The organism is Geobacillus sp. CX412, assembly GCF_027942335.1.
Classification (GTDB): domain Bacteria; phylum Bacillota; class Bacilli; order Bacillales; family Anoxybacillaceae; genus Parageobacillus_B; species Parageobacillus_B toebii.
The window spans coordinates 309,746-326,772 of the sequence record NZ_CP103461.1; the positions used below are offsets into that span (position 1 = coordinate 309,746).

The 17,027-nt window shown below is 41.3% G+C and carries 12 protein-coding genes and 3 pseudogenes; 9 read left to right on the top strand and 6 right to left on the bottom strand.

Annotated features, from left to right (window positions below):
* The first annotated feature begins 7 nt into the window (after nt 1-7).
* Nucleotides 8-1,096 (top strand): S-layer homology domain-containing protein, encoded by a 1,089-nt coding sequence (locus NXM86_RS01470; protein WP_498958510.1) that lies wholly within the window; start codon nt 8-10, stop codon nt 1,094-1,096.
* Nucleotides 1,097-1,210: 114 nt separating this feature from the next.
* On the opposite strand, the gene NXM86_RS01475 is transcribed toward NXM86_RS01470, so the two are convergent.
* From NXM86_RS01475 to NXM86_RS01490, 4 genes are read right to left on the bottom strand one after another with little or no spacing between them, the layout of a single operon-like run.
* A complete protein-coding gene (locus NXM86_RS01475) occupies nt 1,211-2,470 on the bottom strand; it encodes an ArnT family glycosyltransferase (RefSeq protein WP_498958511.1) in 1,260 nt (419 codons plus the stop codon).
* 31 nt (nt 2,471-2,501) lie between these two features.
* A complete protein-coding gene (locus NXM86_RS01480; RefSeq protein ID WP_081189257.1) occupies nt 2,502-2,870 on the bottom strand; it encodes an EamA family transporter in 369 nt (122 codons plus the stop codon).
* Nucleotides 2,857-3,225 (bottom strand): DUF2304 domain-containing protein, encoded by a 369-nt coding sequence (locus NXM86_RS01485; RefSeq protein ID WP_498958512.1) that lies wholly within the window; start codon nt 3,223-3,225, stop codon nt 2,857-2,859. The genes NXM86_RS01480 and NXM86_RS01485 overlap by 14 nt, the downstream gene beginning before the upstream one ends.
* Nucleotides 3,226-3,246: 21 nt before the next feature.
* Nucleotides 3,247-3,930 carry a glycosyltransferase family 2 protein gene (locus tag NXM86_RS01490; protein WP_015865103.1) on the bottom strand — a complete coding sequence of 228 codons (684 nt, stop codon included), beginning with the start codon at nt 3,928-3,930 and terminating at the stop codon, nt 3,247-3,249.
* Between the two features lie 1,075 nt (nt 3,931-5,005).
* Here NXM86_RS01490 and secA2 point away from each other — a divergent pair.
* The 3 genes and pseudogenes from secA2 (at nt 5,006) to NXM86_RS01505 (ending at nt 10,004) form a co-directional block, all read left to right on the top strand.
* Nucleotides 5,006-7,368 (top strand): annotated as a pseudogene (gene secA2, locus NXM86_RS01495) (accessory Sec system translocase SecA2).
* Between the two features lie 12 nt (nt 7,369-7,380).
* A complete protein-coding gene (locus tag NXM86_RS01500; protein ID WP_015865101.1) occupies nt 7,381-8,259 on the top strand; it encodes an accessory Sec system S-layer assembly protein in 879 nt (292 codons plus the stop codon).
* Nucleotides 8,260-8,939: 680 nt separating this feature from the next.
* Nucleotides 8,940-10,004, top strand: coding sequence for a glycosyltransferase family 4 protein (locus NXM86_RS01505; RefSeq protein ID WP_081189259.1), 1,065 nt, complete (start codon nt 8,940-8,942; stop codon nt 10,002-10,004).
* A gap of 42 nt (nt 10,005-10,046) precedes the next feature.
* Here the strand turns inward: NXM86_RS01505 and NXM86_RS01510 are convergent, their stop codons facing one another.
* Both NXM86_RS01510 and NXM86_RS01515 read right to left on the bottom strand, forming a co-directional pair.
* On the bottom strand, nt 10,047-11,015 hold the full coding sequence (locus tag NXM86_RS01510) for an LCP family protein (protein WP_328266952.1): 969 nt from the start codon (nt 11,013-11,015) through the stop codon (nt 10,047-10,049).
* 40 nt (nt 11,016-11,055) lie between these two features.
* Nucleotides 11,056-11,691 (bottom strand): YigZ family protein, encoded by a 636-nt coding sequence (locus NXM86_RS01515; protein WP_328266953.1) that lies wholly within the window; start codon nt 11,689-11,691, stop codon nt 11,056-11,058.
* 222 nt (nt 11,692-11,913) lie between these two features.
* Here NXM86_RS01515 and NXM86_RS01520 point away from each other — a divergent pair, with 222 nt between their 5' ends.
* The 5 genes and pseudogenes from NXM86_RS01520 to NXM86_RS01540 all read left to right on the top strand — a co-directional run bounded on the left by NXM86_RS01520 (nt 11,914) and on the right by NXM86_RS01540 (nt 16,993).
* Nucleotides 11,914-13,059 carry a sensor histidine kinase gene (locus NXM86_RS01520; protein WP_328266954.1) on the top strand — a complete coding sequence of 382 codons (1,146 nt, stop codon included), beginning with the start codon at nt 11,914-11,916 and terminating at the stop codon, nt 13,057-13,059.
* 31 nt (nt 13,060-13,090) lie between these two features.
* A pseudogene (locus tag NXM86_RS01525) lies at nt 13,091-13,767 on the top strand (response regulator).
* A gap of 108 nt (nt 13,768-13,875) precedes the next feature.
* On the top strand, nt 13,876-14,721 hold the full coding sequence (locus tag NXM86_RS01530) for a DegV family protein (protein WP_328266955.1): 846 nt from the start codon (nt 13,876-13,878) through the stop codon (nt 14,719-14,721).
* A gap of 69 nt (nt 14,722-14,790) precedes the next feature.
* Nucleotides 14,791-16,289 (top strand): annotated as a pseudogene (locus NXM86_RS01535) (ATP-dependent helicase ComFA).
* Nucleotides 16,286-16,993, top strand: a complete 708-nt coding sequence (locus tag NXM86_RS01540) for a ComFC family protein (protein ID WP_498958513.1) — start codon at nt 16,286-16,288, stop codon at nt 16,991-16,993. The pseudogene NXM86_RS01535 and the gene NXM86_RS01540 overlap by 4 nt, the downstream one beginning before the upstream one ends.
* The last annotated feature ends 34 nt before the right edge of the window (nt 16,994-17,027 follow it).

Consider the following 17,027-nt stretch of genomic DNA (forward strand, 5'->3'; position numbering starts at 1 on the left):
AGGAAAGGTGATAAAAGTTACGGAAGAAATGGTAAAAGCGACGGATCAAGATTGGAAGATCGACTTAACTGAATCGGACCAAACCGCCAATATAACTGTTTCGCTCGCAAAAGATATCGCTAATAAAATTGCAAATAGTAACAAACCTTTAACTCTTATTGCCAATATGAATTATACGGTGTCGCTGCCTGCGAGGAATTTAAAATATATAAATGAGAAATCAGACTCGGGTATAAACATAAGTTTAAAAGAACGAAAGCAGCAAGACTTTGAGCAGTTCCCTGTTCAACAAATAAAATCTGCCATTTTAGATGTGACAATTACAAATGACAAAAAAGAAACAATCAGCCGATTCCCTGAACCGATTGCGCTTTACTTAAAGATTCAAAAGCCGGTTCAAGAAAACAAGACAACAGGCGCATATTACAATGAGAAACTCAAAAAGTGGGAATATGCAGGAGGACAATTAAAAGGAGATTATTGGATTATTCTAACGGAACATTTATCCACTTTTGCGGTCATTTCTAACGATAAAACATTTAAAGATATTCATAAACATTGGGCGAAAGAAGAGATTGAATCGCTTGCTTCGAAGTTAATTATTCATGGAAAAACGGACGATACATTTGCTCCAGAGCAAAAGGTGACAAGAGCAGAATTTGCTGTGTTGCTTGTAAGAACTATGCAAATACACACAGAAGAGTATAAAGGGATTTTTAAGGATGTTCCAATGCAAAAAGCATGGGCTGCTCAACAAATAGAAGCCGCGTACCGTGCGGGAATTGTTTACGGAACGAAAGAAGAATACTTTAAGCCGGATGAAAATATCACCAGAGAACAAATGGCAGCCATGATTATACGTGCGATTGAATACAAAGATGAAAAACGATTACAATCCCTTAAACTAAATAAGAAATTTAAGGACATGCAGCGAATCAATGATTACGCTAAAAAACCTGTTTTACAAGCAGCCGAGCTTGGAATTATTTTCGGCCGCGCCAACGGCAACTTCGAACCAAAGACACAAACGACACGCGCCGAAGCAGCTGTCATGCTCTACCGCATGCTAAACGTTTTGAAATCTGATTCCCAATAAAAGCGAAACCAGAGTCATCAAGGCTCTGGTTTTTCTATAGAAGTTGCGACCTGTTTGCTTACGTATAAAAGTATTTTAGGAAAGTAATAACAACCTCCTCTTAAACAATGATGTTTAAGAGGAGGTTGTTTTTTTGCGGAAAAACACGAATGGAACAGCGGAAACGAGCAGGCCGATATATAAAAACAAAAGCGGCATTAACGGAAGGTTATATCTCGGGTAGGCGAAAAACACGTTGTTTAAAATTGTAAAGTATGCGATGATGAAAGTAAAAAACAACAATTCTTTTCGATTTCGCTTTAACAAAAGCAAGGTGAGTGCCATGGACGCAAACGCCAGTGATACAACCCATTGGTGGACGGAAATCATGGTATTTTTCGCAACTCCTAAGATCTCAATCCAATAAAAAGGCTGTTCCCATTGTATTTTTGCTTTTTTAGTTGTATAGCTTTCGATAAATTGTTTCGGATTTGCGTGATACCATTTTTTTATTCGCTCTATCGCTATTTGTTTTTCCAGTTTTTGTTTTTCGTAATTGCTTATATGCGGGTATTGTTCATCGATTTTTTTGACTACTTCTTTATAAGGTTCGCCATATCGGTATCCATATCCTTGATAAGTGCCTAACAGAAGCGGGTCTCCAGAACCGCCGGTTAATGGAATGAATTCTTTGTAGTGAATGTAGTTGCGCACCCACCATGGGCCAAGTACGATGATCACTAATAACACAGCTACTCCTAATTGCTTCCATGCGAGCCGAAGCGGATATTTGATGAGCAGAAAGTAGCCGAGAAGCGCAAATGGAATCAGAGCAAAGGTAGCTCGAAACAACAAGCAGAACAAGTAGGAAAACATCAGCCAATAGAAAGTAGACATTTTATGATTTCGTCCAAGTTGGATAGCGAAATGAATGAAAAGAAGAAATCCGAATAGAAAAGGCGGTTCGGTCAAAGTTAAATTGTCCGTTTCAATAAGTGGAACAAATAGTGCAGTGAAAAATCCAGCGATGATGCCAGCCCATTCTTGGTTCATATCTTTTCCGATTACATAGATAAGATAGACACTGGCTACGCCAAATAAAATCATCACCACTTTTGCTGCGTAAAGACCTATATCGCCAGTGCCGAAAAAGAAAAAAATAGCAGCCAATAAGATCGGCATCCCTGGCATAATATGGACAGTTGGCTCGCTTTCATGGTGGTATGTGAGCATCCCATTTTCCAAGAGTCTTTTGCCGCTTCTTACATATCCCATATCATCGCTATTTAATGTAAGGTCTAATCCATACTTCCATAGAACAAAAAGCCGAATCACCAGTGCGGTTAACAGCATACTGGCGACGATGATGTTTCTTTTTTTAACTGGAAATCTCATTTCCATTCACTCCAAATGTCATTTTAGCTTGCTACTGGGTGTTAGGCGACAACCCAATGAGAGAAACCCCCAATATAATGAGAATGGCCCCGATGATTTTTGTCGGCGAAAGGGGCTCGTTGAAAATAAAATAGGCGCCAAACACGGCGAGTACGTAAGCGATGCTTTGCACGGGATAGGCGATGCTTAATGGAACGCGCGATAAAATAAAAAGCCATAAAATAGTGGCGAAACCGTACATCACTAATCCGGAAAAAATGAACGGTGAAAACAATATTTTGATAATAGAAAGAGGATCCAGTTTAAACGTCGTTTTCATCATGCCGTATTTCCATAAAAACTGCCCTGTGACGAGAATGAACGTATTTAGTAAAATCAATACAAAATTAACAAGACTCATCTTTCTCTTCCTTACCTTGATCATTTTTTAATTCGTGTTTGATATAAGCGATTTCTTGGACGAGCGTTTTTATTTTTTCTTGGTGATCGGACAGCGTAATCGATTGGTAAATGAGCACGTTTAGGACGACTAAAAACGCGATTGTAAAGATGAGGGTAGGCATGTAAGAAACCCCAAGCACCGAGGCAACTTTATTCAGCGGTTCGAGAAAGACTGAGATAAAAAGACCGATCACTGCCATCAAAAACCAAAGAAATGCCTGCTTGTCCCTCAATTTATTGCGAGTCGAATAATAAATAACTTGAATGAGGAAAAGAGAAGCGAACATAATGGTTATTAGCTGTACTTTGTTCATACGAACCCTTCCCCCCTTTCTTTAAAAAATAGACCGAATCAAAGAAGTAAAGGTTACTTTGGTCATATAGTATAGCGATTTTAACGGGGTGATCGATGATCTTCCGCCTTGTCTTGCGTTCATTTCCACCTTGATTTCTTTAATTTTATACCCTTTTTTCGCTAATTTCGCGATGACTTCGACTTCAGGATAATCGACAGGGTAATAATTTGTGAATTCGCGCATCACGTTTCTGTTTACAATGCGATATCCCGAGGTTGGATCGGTTATTTTCACTCCAGAAAGAAAATAGAGCAGATAGTAAAAATAAAGAATCCCCATTCTTCGAAAAGGGCTTCCTTTGTAATTCGTTTTCTCTACGAATCGAGAGCCAATGACCATATCACTGCCAGATTGTTTGATTTCCGCAACAAGCTTTTCTAGGTCTTTTGGATCGTGCTGACCGTCCGCGTCTAATTGAATCGCGTATTGATATCCTTTTCTAAGTGCGTAACGATAGCCAGTCTGCATCGCTCCGCCAATTCCTAAGTTAACGGGCAAGTCCAAGTAATGAAAATGATTTTTCTCCAAAATATCCCTTGTTCGGTCGGTGGAACCATCGTTTATTACAATGTAATCATATGGGCATGTTTTTATTAAATTCATCACCGTATTCCGTATCGTTGCTTCCTCGTTATAAGCGGGGATAATGACTAATATGTCCATGGTTGCTATCCCTCCTTTTGGACATTGTTTATCCCATGATGAGGTGCACTTCCTCCATGAGGATGGTCGATTGTTTTCCGTAAAAATAACCTTGTGCAGTTAGGACATGGATGCTTTTTCGCCGGCTGCGGTGGAAAGGTTATTGATTGAACATGGCTAATGGACACTCTGCCTTTCCGTAAACATTATGTATAACATGTTCGTTATTTGGCAGGAAACAATGCAAAATATATATTACAACAGAATTTTTTTAAATGCGAACTTTCTCGTTTTTTGAAAGAGGTGATTCAATCGACCGATTTAGTCCTTCTCTAGTATATTCTCTCCTTGTTCTTATAAAAAAATGCCTCTCTAGCAAACCCGTCTATTATATATAATATCTGCAGATTTTTTCCTTCTCTCGATTATCATGATGGTTGACTATAGAGTGTTTTTTCCAGAGTAGAAAAAAGGCAATCCGATTATTGAATTATGTTGCAGAGATTAACTAATGATTCTTCTTATCATGGAGACAATAAAATGGAACCCGAAATGTATCTTTAATCACGCAGGAACTGTTTTCCGTGCAGCAGTGCAGGAGAAAGTGAATATGACATGTCACGGCCATTAATCCGTTTTCTGCCATTGCCTTTGGCCCGTCAAAAGGAGTATTTTATACAGGAAATGCGGTTTTGTCACAATGTACGATAGCACCTCGTTTGAAGCTGTTCTAGGTTGGGTGGCGGATGGATATGTCAATCAGATGTTGGTGCATAACAGAGTAATAAAACATGGTGTCATCAAGAGGTGGCATCATGTTTCTTTTTAATATATAGTTTCTGCAGATAAAAAAAGGACCAGCCACGGAAACCGTGGGCTGGCTTATCAATCTAAATCCTATCGACATCATTCTACAAATTCGACAAAATTTGTCGACAAGTAGTTTTTTCATGTAGAGTGTAATATTTGAAATAGAGGATAAGTAAGGTATGATTTTCAAAAAAATAGAAAAAAGCCTATAATAGATTCGCATTTCGTAACGATTACCAATTTGGTATACTATATTAGAATTCGTTATAAAGGAGCGTAATTCGGAATGCTTTCACTTTTGAAAAAAACAATCAGGGATACAAGTGAACGTCAGTTAAAGAAATATAGACGGCTTGTCGAACAAATCAATCAGCTAGAGCCACAAATGGAAAAGCTTACGAATGAAGAGCTGAGGGCAAAAACAGAATACTTCAAAGAACAATTGGCTTTGGGAAAGTCCATTGACGATATTAAGGTGGAAGCGTTCGCGGTGGTGAGAGAAGCAGCGAAACGAGTGCTTGGTATGCGGCATTTCGACGTCCAGCTTATGGGTGGGCTTGTCCTTGCTGAAGGAAATATTGCTGAAATGGCGACTGGAGAAGGGAAAACGCTTGTTGCATCGCTTCCGAGCTATTTGCGTGCGCTGGAAGGAAAAGGTGTGCATGTGATCACGGTCAATGACTACTTAGCAAAACGCGACAGAAATTTAATCGGTCAAATTCATGAATTTCTAGGTCTTACAGTCGGTTTGAACCTTCCATTGATGTCTCCTTCGGAAAAGAAAAAAGCGTATCAAGCCGACATTACATACGGAATTGGCACAGAGTTTGGATTCGATTATTTACGTGATAACATGGTGTATGATCTTTCTGATAAAGTGCAACGTCCTTATCATTATGCTATTATCGATGAAATCGATAGCATCTTAATCGATGAAGCGAAAACGCCTCTCATTATTGCGGGAAAAACGAGATCTAGCTCGGAACTTCATTATATTGCGGCACGTTTAGTCAAGAAGTTTGAACGTGACGTTGACTATATATATGATGAAGAAATGAAAACAACGAATTTAACGGAAAAAGGAATCGAAAAAGTTGAAAAAGCGTTCGGCATCGACAACTTGTATGACTTGCAGCATCAAATTTTATACCATTACGTCATTCAGGCATTGCGGGCACATGTCATCTTTAAGCGTGATGTCGATTACATCGTTCGTGACGGAAAAGTGTGCTTGTCGATATGTTTACAGGTCGTGTGATGGAAGGCCGCTCGCTAAGCGACGGGCTTCATCAAGCGATTGAAGCGAAAGAGGGCTTGGAAATTACCGAAGAAAACAAAACGCAAGCTTCCATCACGATTCAAAACTATTTCCGTATGTATCCAATTTTATCAGGGATGACAGGAACGGCAAAAACGGAAGAAAAAGAATTTCAGCACGTTTACGGAATGGACGTCATTCCGATTCCGACGAACAGACCAAAAATTCGCGTCGATATGCCTGATAACGTGTACATGACAAGACATGACAAATACGTGGCAGTTGCGAAAGAAGTAAAACGCCGTCACGAAAAAGGACAGCCGGTATTAATAGGTACGACTTCGATTTTGCAGTCAGAAGAGGTAGCTAAATATTTAGATAAAGAAAACTTGCCATATGAGCTGCTAAACGCGAAAACGGTCGAGCAGGAAGCAGAGGTCATTGCCAAAGCAGGGCAACGCGGCCGCATTACGATTGCTACGAATATTGCCGGTCGTGGAACAGACATTTTGTTAGGTGAGGGAGTTGCTGAGCTTGGCGGTTTGCACGTCATCGGAACAGAGCGGCATGAAAGCCGAAGAATTGACAACCAGTTGAAAGGAAGAGCGGGCCGTCAAGGCGATCCTGGTTCGAGCCAGTTTTTCATTTCCCTCGAAGATGATATGTTTCGTCGTTTTGCGAAGGAAGAAACGGAAAAATTAAAACCGAAACTAAAAACAGATGAAACAGGACGAATTATGAACAGCAACATTCATGAGTTTGTTGATAAAGTACAACGAATTGTAGAAGGCATCAATTTCTCGATTAGGGAATACAATTTAAAGCTTGATGACGTCATTAATGAGCAGCGAAACGTTGTTTACCATATACGTGATAAAGTATTAAGAGAGGAAGACAGGATTTCTCTTATCGTTCCAATGGTTCAATCGGCATGCAACAACATCGTCGAGAAGTATTGCCTGCTAGAGCTTATCCCAGAAGAATGGGATGTTAAAACGATGACTGAGGAGTTAAACCGTCTTCTCTACCCACGGTACATTTCCTTTGAACATCCATTAGAAGATATTGAAGATGTTAAACAGAAAGTGAAGGAAGCGGTAGATTCCTATATTCAGTATCTTGAAACCTTGAAAAACAACCTATCGCTTCAGGAAAAATTAAAAAATATCATGTTAGCAGTGATTGATCAAAATTGGATGAAGCATTTAGAAAATATGGCACTTTTAAAAGAAGGAATCGGCATGCGTCATTACCAGCAGGAAGATCCAATGCGCTTGTATCAAAAGGACGGATTCGAATTATTCACGATGATGTATGCAACGATCGAAAAAGAAATCAGTTTGCATCTTTCTCAGTTATTGCAATCATTACAACATAGTTCGAACGAATAAGGAGGAATTGCGTTGTTTCCATTTTTTAAGAAAAAGAAAAAAAGCGGCGGAGATACCGCCGTTTCTGCACAAGATGTCATTCAAGAAACGGATGGTGCTGGCGGAGAAGATGTTCATACCGAGCTTTCTCTTCATCCATCGTGGAATTTGTCCCTTGAACAGCAATATGTGTTGCGCTTTTTAAACAATGAACTATCACCGTTAAAACCGAACCAAATCTCCCTATCTGGAATTAGTTTAAGAAGGGAAGCGGATGGCGTGATTGTATCCGCATTCGTGCGCCATAGTTTGTCCAAGCCGATTAAAATTGGAAAAACAACACTTTTATTGTTAAGTGCGGACGATGCGATTATCGCTCGGAAAGAGTTCGATTTAGAGGAGATGGGGGAACTCCCAGCAAAAAGCAGCCGGCCATGGCACTTTCTTTTCGAAAACGCGACATTAAAAACAGATGATATTCCAAGCGAAGGGTGGAAGCTTGCTTTTGAATTAAAACCAAAGCATCGTTTAGAATTGGAGGAAAGTTGGGAAAAAGCGCTTCCTGAAGAAGAGAAGGAGAAACTACGGCAATTGGTTGATCAACTTGAGCCGCCAAAGTCAGGAGAAGTAAATTTTTTTGGTCTTCAGGCAAAGCTAACGGAGGAACACGGATTGCACATCACTGTGCTAATTCGTAACGGCAGCGATCGGAATATTTATCTTGAGCAACTTCCGCTTCAAGTAGAAGACGCGACAGGTGAGGTGATCGCACGCGGAGGCTTCGTCCTTGATCGTTTGGAAGTCAAAGCAAACACGACAAAACCGTGGACATTCATTTTCCCAAAAGAGCTGATCCAAAAGTCTGAGCCAGATTTAAGTAAATGGAAAATATCCATCGTAGAACAATCATAAATCATCTTTTCAAGCTAATGTTCAACGTTTCAACAGCGTTGAATATTAGCTTTTTTCAATTAATAAAGAAATAAAAAAGAAAAGATATCCACTATTCGTGGATATCTTTCTTGGCCTCAACCCGTCCATCGCACTCTCGATTATATCCCGATACAAAACGGAAGACGGTCCTCACTTTTATTGTACCATAACCTATATGGTAGACAAGCAAAAATGTGAAAATATTATACAAAATGTATGAATCATCCTTAATAACCATTACTTACCCTGAAAATTAGAAATCAATCCATAGCAAAAATTTTCCCTTCAGCATGTCTATCTGTTCATACAGTAAAGCAAAAGATTAGTATAAACGATACATTGTTCTTAATTATTTTCTAGCTTATCTAAATTATTTTTGGCACTAGATTACCCTTATAGGAATAATTTTTTCGAAATAATATAAAGAAGACATGTGATGAAATAGTGGTACATAAAATAATTGTTTAATAGTTTGTATGTCTATGTTATAATCCACATTGTGAATATAGTTTAAATATTCTTTTTATACTATTTCCAGATTTACACCAATGATACGTAGTGATTTTATGTTATTTTTTCCAATGTTTTAATGAAAATGCAAAATCATGATGACAAGAAAAAAGAATGAGTGGTTATGATAAAGTTAAGGAGGATTTTTTATGGCTTATTTTCTTACCATGTTGATTTGCTTTATAACCTCCGTGCTTGTAACACCGCTTGTCAAAAAGTTGGCGTTTAAAATTGGCGCAACTGATCGTCCAAGTCAACGGAAGGTACATCAGAAAATAATGCCGCGTTTAGGCGGATTGGCGATATATATTGCGTTTATTGTAGGGATTGTATTTTTAGATCCGGATAATGTGTATGAAGTTCCGATTTTATTGGGAAGCGTCATCATTATTATTACCGGATTTTTAGATGACTTATTTGAGCTTTCTCCAAAAGTGAAATTAGCAGGACAGCTGCTAGCTGCTTTTGTCGTCGTTGTATTTGGTGGAGTGCAAGTCGAATACATTAATTTGCCGTTTGGATCGCAATTATATTTCGGCTTTTTGAGCATTCCATTAACGATTCTTTGGATTGTAGGAATTACCAATGCCATTAATTTAATTGACGGACTTGATGGACTAGCTGCTGGAGTTTCTGCCATTGCGCTAATAACCATTTCTTGGATGGCGATTTTAAAAGGTGATATGTTTGTAACAAGCATGGGTTTTATTTTGCTCGGCAGCATTTTAGGGTTTTTGATTTATAATTTCCATCCGGCTAAAATTTTCATGGGAGATACAGGAGCTCTGTTTTTAGGATATATGATTTCTGTTCTCTCATTGCTTGGGTTTAAAAACGTTACAGCGATTTCATTTATTATTCCTGTTATTATTTTAGGTGTGCCAATTTCAGATACGTTCTTTGCGATTATTCGACGCCTTCTCAAAAGACAGCCATTGTCAGCACCGGATAAATCACATCTGCATCATTGTCTACTTCGACTTGGATATAGCCATCGTCAAACAGTTCTCATTATTTACGGCATGAGCGCCTTGTTTGGGCTTGTGGCCATTATTTTGTCCAAAGCTGCTGCATGGGTATCGATGATTATATTAGTCGTTGTCGTACTCGCACTGGAGTTATTCGCTGAAAAAATCGGATTAGTCGGCAACAATTACCGTCCAATTTTGAAAATTGTGCGAGGTATTCGCTACGCAAATGGAAAAATGAAATAAAAAGGTCATCTCGTTGGCGCGAGATGACTTTTTTAACCCTTTTTATTCGTCCGATGATTCTAAATGATTTCGAAGCGTATCTGCCACTTCTTGTACGGACTCCTCATCTAACTCGTAGTAATAAACCCCGTCGTTTTGGTCCGTTCCTTTTAGTTGGAGTGATTCTATGTGGATATTTTTTTTGCTTGTGACATAATAAATTAATGACTTAATGTCATCAAATGTGAAGTTTGTTTTCATGTTGTTTCCAACCGCTTCGATGACATCATCGTATTTTGTAATGGAGCTGGTCTTGCTTGCTTTCTCTAAAATGGCTTTTAAAATTTGTTGCTGGCGTTTTCCGCGTTCGATATCATTATCTTTCTTCCGAGTTCTCGCAAGGGCGAGCGCTTCTTCGCCATTTAACTTCTGAAGCCCTTCTTTCAGCACAATAGCATTATGGTGATCTTCCGAGTCTTTTTCCTTAATGTCATAAGGAACTTCGACCTCAATTCCCCCTAGTGCATCTACTACATCCATGAAGGCGTAGAAATTCATTTTGACGTAATAATTGATATGAATGTCAAATAAATTTTCGATGGATTCGACAGTACATTTTGTGCCTCCATAAGCGTGCGCGTGTGTAATTTTATCGTATTTGTCTTCACAAGGGATATATACGTATGAGTCGCGCGGAATGCTCACCATTTTCACGGATTTGTCTTTTGCGTTAAACGTAGCAAGAATAAGCGCGTCCGATCGGGTATCACTTTTAAATTTGCGCGACTTGCTATCGTCGATGCCGATAAACAGTACAGAGAAGTTATCTTTTTTTGGGTCAATAGACTTTGCATTGTTTCCGATCTCTTCATACGACTTGTTAATCATCGATTCAGCTTTATGCATTAAAAATAAAGCATATCCTGCGGAACTGATTAGAAATAATAAACAGGGAACAAATAGCCAAAATAAAATGCGTCTTCTCCGTTTTTTCTTTTTCATCTTTTTAAGCCGTTTTCTTTCATTTACCATAATAGAAACTCCTTTTCACCGTTTTGACTTTATGTCCGCTTTAAGAGACGTCCGTTTCGAGATACTCTGTCTCCCCTTCTTTTATTTCCGCTCTTCCATTGGTAAGTTCCATCATCCATTCGATGAACGTTTGTTTTTTTTCTTCATCAACGAAAATTTCTAGCTCGACATTTTCTAAATAATGGATATCCTTTATAGTATATACAGAAGAGCGCAATTCATTTTCCACTTTTCCGAGCCATGTGTAGTCAATGACAACATGCATGACGCGCACAAGGCGGCGTTCGACAATGCCAGCTGCCTTAAGCCCTTCTGATACCGATTTTCCGTAAGCACGAACAAGACCGCCCGCCCCGAGTTTAATGCCGCCAAAATATCGGGTGACGACGGCGACGGTATCTTTTAATCCTTTTTTCTTTAACACTTCCAGCATCGGAACGCCAGCGGTGCCGCTTGGCTCGCCGTCATCGTTCGCTTTTTGAATTTGGTCGTGTTCGCCGATGATATAGGCAGAACAGTTATGTGTCGCGTCCCAATGCTTTTTTTTAATTTGCTGGATAAACTCAATCGCTTCCTCTTCTGTTGTTGCTCTATTGATATAGCAAATGAAACGGGATTTTTCAATAATGATTTCGTTTTCTCCGTACCCTTTTACTGTGTAATATTTTTTTAACAAAATAAAAATCACCCCACTGTTACACAAAGGAGTTTCAAAAATTCGATAAGTTTTGGATAAAAACATGTTATACTAATTTAGTAGACAAAGAAATAGATTGTTATTGTTATTGGATGCTTTTTTTATTATAAATCGACAACATTTTTCCTTCAAATAAATTTTTTTGGTGCAGATACACAAAATTAGAAAGCAGCGCAGCAAAGCGTTTACGGGGGATCTTGTATGTCTTCAAATAAAACGTTGGATGCAAAGGAATTAGATAAAATTGTCGAAAAAATGATCGACACCGTTCAACATAGCAAAGACGAAATTTTTCGAATCGGTGAACAGTCACGCCAAGAACACGAACAGCTGCTTCAAGAATTGTTGGAAGTGAAGATGCTAACCAAACAGACGATTGAAGAGGCGGATAAACTGGAAATACAAACTCGGCTGTCTCGGCAGCGCCTTGCGGAAGTAAGCAAGGATTTTTCGATATATTCGGAAGAGGAAATTCGTGAAGCATACGAAAAGGCCCATGAATTGCACATGGAGCTGGCGATGATCCGCGAGCGGGAAAAACAGCTGCGGCTGCGGCGCGATGAGCTGGAGCGGCGCTTAATCGGGCTGAAAGAAACGATCGAACGGGCAGAGCATTTAGTTGGACAAATTACGGTTGTTCTTGATTATTTAAACAGCGATTTCCGTCAAGTAGGGGAATTTATTGAAGGTGCTAAACAAAAACAAGAGTTTGGGTTAAAAATTATCGAGGCGCAAGAAGAGGAAAGAAAACGGCTATCGCGGGAAATTCATGATGGTCCAGCGCAAACGCTCGCCCATGCCATTCTTCGTTCCGACTTCATTGAAAAAGTGTTAAAAGATCGCGGCATTGAAGCGGCGATTGCCGAAATTCGCGATTTTAAAAAAATGGTTCGTTCTGCTCTTCATGAGGTACGAAGAATTATTTATGATTTGCGACCAATGGCGCTTGACGATTTAGGTTTAATTCCTACACTAAGAAAATACCTACAAACGATCGAAGATTATAATAGGGAGATTGCCGTCTCCTTTGTACACATTGGTGAAGAAGTAAGACTACCGGCCCGAATGGAAGTTGCGGTGTTCCGTCTCGTTCAAGAATCAGTACAAAATGCCCTGAAGCATGCGGAAGCGACCGAAATTCAAGTGAGAACGGAAATGAATAACAACCAGCTGTTTGTGATGGTAAAAGATAATGGGAAAGGATTTGACACAACGGTAAAAAAAGAGAATGCTTTTGGACTTATTGGCATGAAAGAACGGGTCGAATTGTTGGAAGGGACATTAACGATTCGGTCAAAGATTGGATTCGGTACAACGATTTTCATTCGTATTCCGTTAAATGTATAACGTAACATAATCAAAAAAGGGAGGAGAGGTTATGAAAACACGCATCGCCATTATTGATGATCATCAACTATTTCGGGAAGGGATTAAGCGAATTTTAGAGTTTGAAGAGGAGTTTGAAGTCGTCGCAGAAGGCGCGGACGGAAGCGAAGCCCTTTCGATTGTAGAAGAGCACCGCCCTGACATTGTCATTATGGACATTAACATGCCGAACATCAATGGAGTAGAGGCAACGAAACAGCTGATTGAAACGTATCCTGATACAAAAGTCGTCGTTCTTTCGATTCATGATGATGAAAACTATGTGATGCGCGCATTGCAAACAGGGCTACCGGCTATTTATTAAAAGAAATGGATGCAGATACATTGATTGAAGCGGTGAAAATCGTCGCAGAAGGCGGCTCGTACTTGCATCCGAAAGTGACGCACAATTTGATTCGCGAATACCGCCGGCTTGTATCGGAAAAAGGCGAAAACAAAGAAAGAAAACGCGAAGTTCGCTGGCCGCTTCATCTATTAACGCGCCGTGAATGTGAAGTATTGCAGCTATTAGCAGACGGAAAAAGCAACCGCGGTATCGGTGAGGCGCTATATATCAGCGAAAAAACGGTGAAAAATCATGTAAGCAACATTTTACAAAAATTAAATGTCAATGACCGTACACAAGCGGTCGTTGTCGCCATCAAAAACGGCTGGGTCGAAGTGCGCTAATGTTTGCGGAAAATGGCTGGACAATTTATTGCTATTGGATAATGAATTTCGTCCCTTTTTTTTGTTACAATAGGTAATAAAGACTAATGAACGAGGAAGGTATGAACGATGAAAACAGCCATTGTAACGGATAGCACCGCTTATATTCCGAAAGAAGTGCGCGATCAGCTAAGGATTCATATGATTCCGTTGAGCGTCTCGTTTGGCGCGGAAACGTATCGTGAGGAAATAGATATTAGCACGGAACAATTTTACGACAAAGTAAAGCAGCATAAAGAGCTGCCGACGACATCCCAGCCAGCGGTTGGCGAATTTGTCGAACTATTTACATCGCTTCGTGACGAAGGATACGATGCGGTCATTAGCATACACCTATCAAGCGGCATTAGCGGAACATACCAAGGTGCACTGACGGCAGGGAATATGGTCGATGGCCTGCAAGTGTACGCGTATGATTCGGAAATCAGCTGCATGGCCCAAGGTTTTTACGCGATCGAAGCAGCGAAGATGGCGCTTGATGGGAAAACGCCAGAGGAAATCATCGCACGGCTCGATGAAGTGAAAAAAACGCTGCGCGCTTACTTTATGGTGGACGATTTATCGCATTTGCAGCGCGGCGGAAGATTGACAGGCGCACAGGCGTTCATCGGCGGACTGCTGCAAATTAAGCCGTTGCTTCACTTTGAAAATAAAGTGATCGTTCCGTTTGAAAAAATTCGCACGCGCAAAAAAGCAGTGAAACGGATTGAAGAATTGTTTGCCGAAGACGCAGCCAAAGGAGTGCCGCTCAAGGCGGCGATCATTCACGCGAATCGTCCAGACGAGGCGGAACAATGGAAGCAGGAACTGGCAAGCAAGTATCCGCATGTCGAATTGATGGTGAGCTACTTCGGCCCAGTCATCGGAACCCATCTTGGCGAGGGTGCGTTAGGACTAACATGGTATCAACCGTAATCTTGCTGATCCCTATGCCGCAAAGCTTTATGCGGCATAGGGATGAACAATATGAAATGGAGGGATCATATGCGTTTTATCGTGGATGAAGGAAGGTTGATCCCCGAAGTATTGGCCAAAACCAATGACCAAACTGCTAAACCGATCAGCCACATCGATGACACGTCTTCTATCCCACTGCACCCCGAGTTTCATTACTCTCCGGAACTCCTTTCTTTTTTGGAAGGAAAACAGCTTCTCCTTGAAGAACTTCCATTCCCACTTGATCTCATTCAAGTACATTATGAACATGGCTATCTTGCTTACGAAAAAGGGATGATGAAAACAAAACATGGATGGCGCTGCATGAGGTGCGGAAACGAGGAGAATCATTTTTTCGCATCCTTTCCTTGTGCACGCTGTCAAGCGGTTTGTACATATTGCCGCAAATGCATTATGATGGGGCGTGTAAGCGCATGTACCCCGCTGGTTGTATCCCGCTTTTCTTTCCCTCAAGCTTGCTATTTTTCCCCGCTTTCCTGGAACGGAACGTTATCCCAAGGTCAACAGCGTGCTGCCGATGCGGTGGAGGACGCAATCGTGCGGAATGACGAATTGCTCGTGTGGGCAGTTTGTGGCGCTGGAAAAACGGAGGTATTGTTTCCAGGCATCGCGCGGGCGCTTGAGATGGGAAAGCGCGTATGTATTGCCACACCAAGAACCGATGTTGTGCGCGAGCTTGCCCCTCGCTTGAAACAAGCATTTCCAGGCGTCCCATTGATCGCCTTGTACGGCGGCAGCGACGACCGCGGCAAATTCGCCCCTTTTGTTATTTCCACCACCCATCAGCTATTACGTTTTTACCGCGCTTTTGATGTGATGGTGATTGATGAAGTCGACGCCTTCCCGTATTCGGTGGAACCGATGCTTGAATATGCTGTCGCAAAAGCGCGCAAAGAGACATCCAGTCTTATTTATTTAACGGCAACTCCACATCCAACCTGGCAGAAAGAAATCAAGCGCGGCAAACGAAAAGCGGTCACCATTCCCGCCCGCTACCACGGTTTTCCCCTTCCTGTCCCATGTTTCGAATGGTGCGGAAACTGGCGCAAACAATTAAAGCGCAAGCGTCTTCCCCGCAACGTCACCGCATGGGTCCAATCCCGCATCGAAAAGGCAAAACAAGCGTTTTATTCGTTCCTCATATTGATGAGCTCGAGCAAGTTGTACGTATATTGAAACAATTAGACGAGCGGATCGAAGGCGTTCACGCGGAAGATCCGAAGCGCGCGGAAAAAGTGCAAGCGTTTCGTGACGGTCGCATTCCGCTTCTTGTCACTACGACGATTTTGGAACGCGGCGTGACCGTTCCGAACATTGACGTTGCCGTGCTTGGCGCGGAAGACCGCATTTTTACGGAAAGCGCGCTCGTGCAAATTGCCGGCCGCGTCGGGCGAAGCGCTCAATTTCCAAACGGTGACATCCGTTTTTTCCATTACGGAAAAACGCGGGAGATGGTCGCGGCGAAACGGCAGATTGAGCGAATGAATAAGGAGGCTTTAGAAAGGGGGATGTTGAAAACGCAATGAATTGCTTGATTTGCCATACGCCGTACAATCCGATGGTGAGTTGGCGGCATTTTTTGACATTAGAAAAAGCGGATTGTCTTTGTTCGAAATGCCGCAATGCGTTTATGAGGATTGACGGAGAAATTTGCGATATGTGCGGCCGTCCGTTTGCTGGTCTTGAACCATCCCATCGCCAAGGTCGATTATGTACGGATTGTGTTCGCTGGCAAGAGAATGACGAGTGGAAAGATGTATTGACGAAAAATCGGTCAGTGTATATGTACAATGAATGGATGAAAGAAGTGGTCGCGCTTTGGAAATTTCGCGGCGACTACGCGATTGTCCAAGCGTTTCAGGAAGACTTTCGCCGCGAATTTTACCGCCATTTTGACCGTACCTTTCTGATCGTTCCGATTCCCCTCAGCGCCGAGCGGCTGTACGAGCGAGGCTTTAACCAAGCAAAGGCGCTTGCCGAGCTGCTCGCTCTCCCCATCCACGATATCCTCACACGCCATCACCTCGAAAAACAATCCAAAAAATCGCGCCGTGAGCGGCTGCGGACCGAAAACGTCTTTCAGTTTTCAGGAAAAATGCCTTTACAGGACAAGCATATTGTGTTAATCGATGATATTTATACGACAGGGACGACGTTAAGGCATGCGGCGAAGGTGTTGCGCAAGGCTGGCGCTGCTTCTGTTTCTTCGTTTACATTGGCAAGAGGTTAATATCGAGGACAAACATGCCGATATTAAAAATAGC